We start from the raw sequence: 7,486 nt of genomic DNA on the forward strand, positions 1-7,486 counted from the left end.
CCCCGCCGCCCCCGCCGCCGCCAGTTCCCAGCGAAAAGGAGGCAGCTCACGCAAAGTGGGTTGCTGATTTCGGTGACAAAACACTTCGTCTCCAATACGGGATTCGTCAGAGCGATATTGTTGTAGACTTGGGTGGCTACGAAGGTCAGTGGGCCAGCGATATATTTTCTCGTTATCTCTGCACGGTGCATGTAGTTGAACCTGTGCAGATCTACGCTGAGGCGATCTCTGACCGATTTGCGAATAACGGTTCCATACATCTTCACCAATGCGCGCTAGGTGCTCAGTCTGGAGAGATCAAAGTATCAATATCCGGCGACGCCTCAAGCGCATTTAAACCATCAAATTCGCTCGAGACTGCAAAGGTTGTTTCTTTTGGGTCGTGGATGAACGAACTTGGAATCAGTGAGATCGCGCTTCTAAAAATCAACATAGAAGGGGGCGAATATGAACTCCTAGAGCATCTAATATCTACGGGTTTGGCGCTGAAAATTCGTAACATACAAGTGCAATTTCATGATTTTGTGCCGGATTCTGATTCCCGAATGCTCCGGATCCAGCAGGATTTAGCTCTTACCCACTGTCTTACCTATCAATACACGTATGTCTGGGAAAATTGGCAGCGGAGAGACTAGAGATTTTTGCCGTCTTGCGTGCCAAACAAAGAACTTTTTGGCACTGTCAATGGTAGTTGGATGGTATGCAAGCAGTATTCCACAATTTCCCTCTGGCTATTGAATACCCATGGATGGCCAACAGCCGTTCTTCTAATATATCTCGCAACATAGGAAAGCGAGCAATCGGGCCTGATGAAGATCGGTCGTGCGGAAAGTGTAGAGAGGCGAAATTTCTTGGTTATCGTTAAACTGCTGGGTGGACTAGGCAATCAGATGTTCCAGTACGCAACCGGTCGTGCTGTTGCGCATCGTCTAGGTGTAGATTTATTAGTCGATGTCAGCAGTTTTGCTCACTATGATTTGCGCCGTTACGAGCTTGGCGATTGGTCGATCCCTGCGCGTGTGGCAAATGCAGATGAACTCAATCGTGCAGGTGTCACATTGGCGCCGCCGACATTCCTTCGGCGCGTGGGACGAGCATTGGGTATTGGGCAGCCCTTGAATACGTTCAAGGAGACGTCATTCGCCTATGATCCCAGCATACTGAACGTGACGGCCCCATTGTATCTGGATGGTTATTGGCAGAGTGAGCGTTATTTTTCGGATATTGCCGGTCTCTTGCGGCAGGATTTCGTCCTGAGCGAGCAGGCCGACGCGAAGAACAAGGCGATGGCTTCGATGATCGATTCCGCCGGCTCCCATGCCGTGTCTCTGCATATTCGCCGCGGTGACTATGTGAGCAACCAGCAGACCGCGCAATATCATGGCGTGTGTTCACTGGACTATTACCGCGCCGCCGTCGATCACGTTGCGCAGCATGTTTTCGACCCACATTTTTTCGTATTTTCGGACGACCTGGCTTGGGTTAGCGAAAACCTGAAACTCGACCATCCGATGACGCTGGTGGATGTCAATAATGCCGACAAGGGTGCTTGGGATATGGCGTTGATGATGGCCTGCCGGCACCACGTCATTGCCAACAGCTCATTTAGCTGGTGGGGGGCATGGCTGAACCCGCATGAAGAGAAGATCGTCGTCGCTCCCCGGCATTGGTTCAGCGGTGCGACACACGATACCAGCCACCTAGTTCCGTCATCATGGGTTCGCCTATGACGACGCCATTGGTCTCGGTGCTGATGCCGATCTACAACGGTGCCGCTGATCTGGAAAGAGCGCTGGAGTCGATACTTGCTCAGACATTCGACGATTTCGAAGTGATAGCAATCAACGACGGATCCATGGATAATTCGGCAACATTGCTGAACGCAGTCACCGATCCGCGCGTAAAAGTGATCCACCAAGACAATATGGGTTTGGCGGCCACCTTGAACCGGGGGCTGTCGATAGCTCAGGGCGCGCTTGTGGCGCGGCAGGATCAGGACGACCTGAGCCATCCGGAAAGACTGGCCCGACAGGTATCGTACCTGCGATCACGTCCTGATTGCATTCTGTTAGGTACCGCAGCCGAAATATGGGTGGGCGATGAACCCACCGAGCGATCGCACGATCATGCCACCGAGCATGCATCTCTGACATTTGATCTGTTGTTCAATAACCCTTTCGTCCATAGTTCGGTAATGATGCGGCGTGATTTCGTTCTTTCTATTGGTGGGTATGCGACCGACAACGCGCGGCAGCCACCAGAGGATTATGAGCTATGGTCGCGGATTGCTCGGCATGGCCGCGTGGCCAATTTGCCGGACCGATTGCTGGTGTACAGGGAGGTGCCTCAGAGCATGTCTAGGGCGGGCCCCAATCCGTTTTTAGATCGTCTTGTAACTATCAGTGCAGAGAACCTCGCTTTCGCAAACGGTCTGGTAAAGCCCAGCGCTGCTATCGAGGACGCGGCAGCACTGACGCATTCTGCGTTTCATCGCATGTCGGCCAAGCCCGATATCCGGGCAATGCTGAGCGCCATTGAGAAAGCTGCCTTGAACATTGGACCTGACGATGCAGCGGTACAGGCTCGGATGGCGGAACGAATGAGAATTCTCCAATACCAGTGGATGATGCACAGAACCGGCTCACAGTGGGCGCGACCTGTTTTACGGAAAATTAACCGTCTTATTAGGCGGTTGTCATTCTTTCAACGTTGAGCTGGGGTTGCGATGCGCCTGTTGTTTTGCAGTGAATTCTACTTCCCCAGTGTTGGCGGTGTTCAGGAGGTCATGCGCCAAATCGCCGAAAGGCTCGTCCAGCGCGGCCATGAAGTCACTGTAGTCACAACACGGCTGGAGAATCGTGATTTTTCCGAGCACAACGGTGTCAAGATCGTCGAGTTCGGAGTGAGTGGGAATCTGGTCCGGGGAATGGAAGGCGAAGTGGAAAGCTATCGCCGGTTCATGACGTCGTTCGACTGCGACGCTATCCTCATCAAGGCAGCTCAACAATGGACGTTTGATGCGCTTTGGCCAGTATTAGACGAGATTTCACCCCGAAAAGTGCTCATTCCGTGCGGTTTTTCTGGCCTTTTTGAACCGAGCTATGCCAAGTATTTCGATGATTTGCCCGATATACTCAAAAAGTTCGATCACCTTATCTTCTACGCTGAGCATTACCGTGACGTTGATTTCGCCCGCCAGCACGGCATCGGCCCGTTTTCTATCCTGGCCAACGGCGCAAGCGAAATCGAATTCGGGTCGGCACAGGACCCTGACTTTCGCCGTAAGCATGGCATTCCGGAGGACAGCGCCGTCCTGTTGACAGTGGGGAGCCTCACGGGTGTCAAAGGGCACAAGGAATTGCTGGAGGCTTTTGTTCGCCTCAAGACCACCCGCCGACATGTAACATTCATCATGAACGGTAACTTGCCACCGAAACCCATGGTCGTTCACACCGGGGGTCAATCTTCTGATAGTTCGGGCGGCGCTCGATCCCCATTAGTGGTGCCTGCCGGTCTATTTCAACACATTGCTTCACGTTGGGATTCTATCCGAAGGGTATACGCAGCACGAGGTGTATCCGGACTGAAAGAGTCGGTTGCCCGACGAGGACGGTTTGGCGCGCGACTGCTCTCGAGATGCGGTCGGATAGCAAAGCGGTTGCCCCAAGTATGGATCGAAGAGGGCTGGCTTGGAATTCGGTCGCGTGCGGCTCAGCGGTTGGGGCCTCGCTTGGAACGACTTGGCCTGCTTCGCTATCTCCCTGCGCACATCCAGGCACTAACCAATCCGTTGTCATTCTGGATGGCGGAGGCGGGGCGAGGCTCCGCTCGTAAACTGCTGATAGTGTCCGACTATCCGAGGGATACTCTAGTGCAGGCCTACATGGCGGCCGACTTGTTCGTTTTCGCCTCGAACATAGAATACTCTCCGTTAGTGCTGTTTGAGTCGGCGGCAGCGGGAACGCCGTTCCTTACTGTTCCCGTCGGAAACGCGGAGGAAATAGCGCGATGGACCGGGGCAGGGATCATTTGTCCCGCGGAAAAGGACGCCCGGGGATACACGCGCGTTGCTCCGGAGGTGCTCTCACGTGAAATTGCCAATGCGATCGAGAGCCCTGAACGCTTGTTGGTTCTTGGACAAGCCGGTCGCGCGGCGTGGAGCGAGCGCTACACGTGGGCTGCCATTTCGACAAGGTATGAGGAATTGCTGGAGGGTGAGCAGACGCGAGCTGGTCAAGGAGGGCCGTCATGCAAACCTGTGTAATTGGTGGCGCTGGATTTATTGGCGGATACCTCGTAGACGCACTTCTGGCGTCTGGGCGCGATGTCACAGTGCTGGGTCGCAGGCAAGAGCGTCCGGGTAGCATGAATGTTGCTGCTCGTTACCAAACATTTGATTTTGAAGACAAAATTGGTTTCCGTCAGCACATGGCCGACTGCGCGGAGATCGTCGATTTGTCCTATGCCAGCGTTCCCAAGACAAGCTTCTCCGCCCCACTTTTCGATATTGAGTCGAATCTACCGCCGTTTATTGCTCTGCTGGAGGAGGCAAAGCACTTGCCGCGTTTGCGTAAGCTAGTCGTTACGTCGTCTGGTGGCACAATCTATGGGCCGGCACGCAAGCTGCCCATTACCGAAGAATGTGAAACGCGTCCGATCTCTCCCTACGGCATCACCAAATTGGCTATAGAGCGCTACGCTATGATGTTTCACCTGCTTGCCAGTCTTCCCGTCACGATCGTCCGTCCCGCGAATGCCTATGGTTTGGGACAAAAGCCGTTTAGCGGGCAAGGTTTTGTTGCGACAGCAATAGGTCATATCCTAAAGCGCGAGCCAGTCACGATCTTTGGTGAGACCGGCACCATACGCGATTATATTCACGTGCGGGACATCGCAGCAGGTATTCTTTGCGCGATGGAGCATACCTCAGCTGGAGAGATCTACAATCTTGGCACTGGCGTGGGTCATTCGAATCTCGAGGTGCTAAGCAAGCTCGGCGTTCTCGCCGAGCGGGATGAGTTTCCAATCACAATCGACTGCGTGGAGCCTCGAGGCTTCGACGTTGCTGCAAATGTGTTGAGCCATGAAAAGCTCTTTAGACACACAGGCTGGAAACCTAAGACTTCTCTTGAAACCGGACTGCTCGAAATGTGGGAAGGGATGTCTGCACTCGCTAAGTCGGATGGATAGGTACGGAATGATTTTTGCTGCAGATGCCGCTGGCGGGATGTTGACCAACAGGATGACCGCGTCATTTATACTTTGCGTCAACCGCGATAATCCTTGGCTCGACACGGCAATAGAAAGCGTCCTAGCCCAGGACGAGCCAGCCTTCGAGTTCTTAATTGGCGCCAATGCCTGCGATGATGCCTTGTGGGAAAAACTGAATGCTTACGCTGCGCGGGACACCCGTATCAGCTTGACGCGAACCGCCATTGGTCAGCTTGCGTTCAATCTCAACATACTGGCAGACAAAGCGCGTGGAGACTATTTGGTGCGAATGGACGCTGACGACGTTTGCATGCCGCATCGCCTGAGTACCTTGATGAGCGTCCTATCTGTAGATCCGGTGGACATTCTTGGTTCGGCGGTAACGTTGATCAATGAGGCGGGCGTGCCCATAGGCCGAATGGATTTTCCTTTGACATCGGACGCAATCGTCAAGGCGTTGCCAACGCGTACTGTCTTTTGCCATCCAGCGGTCGCTGTGAAGAGACAATTTCTATTGGGCATGCGCGGTTACTTGGGAGGCTTCGTGTCAGAGGACACTGATCTGTGGCTGCGCGCACAACGCGCCGGCGCAAGCATGAAGAACCTGCCAGATGCGCTGCTAAGCTACCGGTTGCATGGCAATCAATCGATCATGTCGTCGGCTGGTTACGCCGAAGTCGCTTCGCATTGGCTGAGAGAATGGGTAATAGATCCGAGTTGGTACCATTTCCGCGGGCTTACCATAGCCTGCATGAAGGCGCTTCTGGCCAGACGGCTTCCGGGAGTTCGCCGTTATCTGTCTAAGCGGAATAGTCGAGGCCTGAACCGATGAGCCACCCTCGACCAAAGCTTCTGTTTTTTGTTACCGTCGATTGGTTTTTTTGCTCTCACTTCCTTGAGCGCGCAATTGCAGCCCGGAACGCTGGATACGAGGTCGTAGTGTTGACCCACACCGCGGAACACGGCGCTCGAATCCGAGCGGCGGGACTGCGGGCGATCCATCTCAACATCGACCGCCGTTCCCTAAATCCCTTGTCAGAGTTGGTGACCTTACTACGCGTTTGGCGGGTCTTTAAGATGGAAAAGCCCAGACTTATACACCAAGTCGCACTGAAACCCATCCTTATTGGCAGTCTGGCCGCAAGGCTTTGTGGAATTTCTGGTTTGGTTAACGCCGTTGTGGGAGGCGGTTTTCTGTTCTCTTCAGACACGCTTGTAGCCAAATTCTTGCGTCCGTTGTTAGGGCTTGCCTTGAAGAAGCTTCTCAATCCGCCTGGTAGCAAGATCGTGTTTGAGAATCCAGATGACTTGCGAGCGTTTGTACGTGAGGGCTATTTGAGAGAAAGTGATGCCGTACTCGTTCGAGGGGCCGGCGTGGAGCCAAGCGATTACCAGCAAGCTGCGGTAACAGCTCGGGAGCCATTGGTCCTGTTACCTGCGCGTTTATTGTGGGACAAAGGCATCGGAGAGTTTGTCGAGGCGGCACGACAACTGAGACTCGCCGGGGTGACCGCTAGGTTTGTTATTGCGGGTGGTGAAGACCTTGGCAACCGCGCAGCCATTGATTCACGCACTTTAGCGGCATGGCGTGAAGAAGGCGTGGTGGAATTCTGGGGCTTTCGTGCCAACATGCCCGCAGTGTTGGCGCAGGCATCTATAGTCTGCCTGCCGTCTTATAGAGAAGGCTTGCCAAAGGCGTTGCTTGAGGCGATGGCAGCCGGACTACCGTGTGTGACCACCAACGTACCAGGCTGCAGAGAGGCTGTGGAGCATGGCAATAACGGCCTATTGGTAACGCCGCGCGATGTAAAATCACTTGCAAACGCTTTGGAGATTTTAATCAACGATATCGCTCTGCGAACGCGGATGGGCCAATGCGGTAGGGAACGCGTTGATGCGAGGTTCTCGTCAACGCGTGTCATCCAAGAAACTCTGGCTCTCTACAAGCAGATGCTAAAATGATCGCATCGCCTATTCCCGTTGAATGAACGAAGCTGCATCCTTTAGCTCCTCTCGTCAACAAAGCATACCCGTAATCCTCCTTGTATCGCTAAACGCTATTTGACGGACTACCGCTCCGGTCGCGATGTATTGAATCCCACTGGGCGCTTCTGCCTCAAAAAGAAACTTTGACCATATCATTGATGTGTGAGCGTCCGGTGAGCGGATTTTGCTGATCGGGCAAATCGGGCGATGTTCTGGCATTAGAACCAGCATTAGTGCTGACATTAATACCAGAACGAAGAGGTTGCATGGCTCGCATGGAGATCATGTC

7 protein-coding genes are annotated in these 7,486 nt (G+C 53.7%); all 7 read left to right on the forward strand.

Going from position 1 to position 7,486, the window contains the following annotated elements:
- The coding region (locus tag GVL52_RS27555) for an FkbM family methyltransferase (RefSeq protein ID WP_160012597.1) at positions 1-635 on the forward strand (635 nt) is incomplete at its 5' end.
- A 174-nt stretch (positions 636-809) separates the two neighbouring features.
- Positions 810-1,730, forward strand: a complete 921-nt coding sequence (locus GVL52_RS27560) for an alpha-1,2-fucosyltransferase (RefSeq protein WP_200847918.1) — start codon at positions 810-812, stop codon at positions 1,728-1,730.
- Positions 1,727-2,713, forward strand: a complete 987-nt coding sequence (locus tag GVL52_RS27565) for a glycosyltransferase (RefSeq protein ID WP_160012598.1) — start codon at positions 1,727-1,729, stop codon at positions 2,711-2,713. Before GVL52_RS27560 ends, GVL52_RS27565 begins: the two co-directional genes overlap by 4 nt.
- A gap of 12 nt (positions 2,714-2,725) precedes the next feature.
- The gene (locus tag GVL52_RS27570) at positions 2,726-4,264 is read left to right on the forward strand and encodes a glycosyltransferase family 4 protein (RefSeq protein WP_160012599.1); all 1,539 of its coding nucleotides are present in this window, start codon (positions 2,726-2,728) and stop codon (positions 4,262-4,264) included.
- Complete coding sequence (locus tag GVL52_RS27575; RefSeq protein WP_160012600.1) at positions 4,249-5,190, forward strand: NAD-dependent epimerase/dehydratase family protein; 942 nt, start codon at positions 4,249-4,251, stop codon at positions 5,188-5,190. The genes GVL52_RS27570 and GVL52_RS27575 overlap by 16 nt, the downstream gene beginning before the upstream one ends.
- A 7-nt stretch (positions 5,191-5,197) precedes the next feature.
- The gene (locus GVL52_RS27580) at positions 5,198-6,043 is read left to right on the forward strand and encodes a glycosyltransferase (protein WP_160012601.1); all 846 of its coding nucleotides are present in this window, start codon (positions 5,198-5,200) and stop codon (positions 6,041-6,043) included.
- On the forward strand, positions 6,040-7,173 hold the full coding sequence (locus GVL52_RS27585) for a glycosyltransferase family 4 protein (RefSeq protein ID WP_160012602.1): 1,134 nt from the start codon (positions 6,040-6,042) through the stop codon (positions 7,171-7,173). Before GVL52_RS27580 ends, GVL52_RS27585 begins: the two co-directional genes overlap by 4 nt.
- The last annotated feature ends 313 nt before the right edge of the window (positions 7,174-7,486 follow it).

Origin of the sequence: Rhizobium sp. 18055, assembly GCF_902706285.1 — a bacterium.
In the GTDB taxonomy this organism is placed as follows: domain Bacteria; phylum Pseudomonadota; class Alphaproteobacteria; order Rhizobiales; family Rhizobiaceae; genus Rhizobium.